The organism is Variovorax sp. P1_H12_2, assembly GCF_056405335.1.
Genome location: NZ_JBFUCI010000708.1, coordinates 1 through 1,591, shown reverse-complemented (window position 1 = coordinate 1,591; position 1,591 = coordinate 1). Strand labels below are relative to the sequence as shown.

At 67.1% G+C, this 1,591-nt stretch carries 2 protein-coding genes; both read left to right on the top strand.

Translation table 11 applies throughout. From position 1 onward, the window contains the following. Nucleotides 1-779, top strand: a 779-nt coding sequence (locus AC1D2K_RS34425) for an adenylate/guanylate cyclase domain-containing protein (protein ID WP_478094887.1), incomplete at its 5' end; no start/stop codon positions are given. Nucleotides 780-814: 35 nt separating this feature from the next. Continuing rightward, a partial coding sequence (locus AC1D2K_RS34420) for a 3',5'-cyclic-nucleotide phosphodiesterase (protein WP_478094885.1) occupies nucleotides 815-1,591 on the top strand: 777 nt, incomplete at its 3' end.

Sequence of the window (1,591 nt, the reverse complement as noted above, 5' to 3'; positions counted from 1 at the left end):
GGGAACTCACCGTGATGTTCTGCGACATGCGCGGCTTCACGCGGCTGGCCGAGCAGATGGCGCCGGCCGATCTGCAGGCCTTCCTGAACACCTTCTTCAGCCGCCTGAGCGAGGTCATCAGCGCCCACCGCGGGACCGTCGACAAATACATGGGCGACTGCGTCATGGCGTTCTGGGGCGCGCCGGTCGAGGCCGCCGACCACGCCGAGCTGGCGGTCCAGGCCGCCATCGAGATGGCGGCGGCGGTGCACGAGCTCAACGGCCACCATCGCCTGAGCGGCCAGCCGCAGATCCACGTCGGCATCGGCATCAACACCGGGGTGATGAGCGTCGGCGACATGGGCTCGGCGGTACGCCGCAGCTATACCGTGGTGGGCGACGCCGTGAACCTGGCGTCGCGGCTCGAGGGCCTGGGCGTGCACTACGGCGTCGAGATCGTCGCCAGCGAGGCCACCCGGCGCGCCGCGCCCGGATTCGTCTGGCAGGAGCTGGATTGCGTGCGGGTGCAGGGCAAGGCCCGGACGGTGCGGGTTTTCACCCCCGTCGGCCGGCAGCGCAGTGTCGGCCCGCAGGTCCGCCAGGAAATTGAGCACTGGAAAAGTGTGCTTTCAGCGTATCGCCTACAAGATTGGTTACAAGCTCAGGCTATCCTTGCGCCCCTGCTCGCCGCAGATGCCAAAAAAGTCCTTTACCAGCTGTACTCGCAGCGATTAGCCTCGATGTCGTTGCAGCCCAAAGACCCGCAATGGGACGGCGCAACCCGGTTCGATTCGAAGTAGTGGCCTACGGGCTGAAAGTCAAAAGGTCTCGCGAAATGCAGGTGCGTGTATTGGGGTGCTCAGGTGCCATCGCCAAGGACTGCCGCACGACCTCCTTTCTGGTCGACAGCGATCTGCTGGTCGACGCCGGCACCGGTGTCGGCGACCTCACCCTCGACGAAATGTCCGCCATCGACGACGTGGTGCTGACCCACTCGCACCTCGACCATGTCGCCGCGCTGCCGCTGATGATCGACGCCATCGCCAGCTTCCGCACCCGGCCGCTGCGCGTGCATGCGCTGCGCGCCACCATCGAGGCGCTGCGCACCCACGTCTTCAACAACGTCATCTGGCCCGATTTCGCCAGCATCCCGAGCCGGGAGTCGCCCTTCGTGAGCTTTCACGAAGTCACGATCGGTCAGCAATTGCAGCTCGGCACCCGGGCGCCCAAGGTGATCGAAGTGCTGCCCGCGGTCCACACGGTGCCGGCCTGCGGCTACGCCGTGCGCTGCGCGCAGGGCACGAGCCACTGGGTCTTCAGTGGCGACACCGAGCGCAATGCGCCCTTCTGGGCGCGCGTGAACCAGCTGGAGGTCGCGATGCTGGTGATCGAGACCGCCTTCAGCAACCGCGAGCAGGCGCTGGCGCAGCGCAGCCTGCACCTGTCGCCCACCACCCTGGCGGACGAGCTGGCCCAGATTGCACCCGGGCGGAACTACCCGATCTACATCACGCACACGAAGCCGGCGGAGACGGAAGAGATCATGAGCCAGATCGACGGCATCGCCGACAGCGCGCCGCCCGTGCCCAGCGGCGCGGGGCGGGCGTGGGAC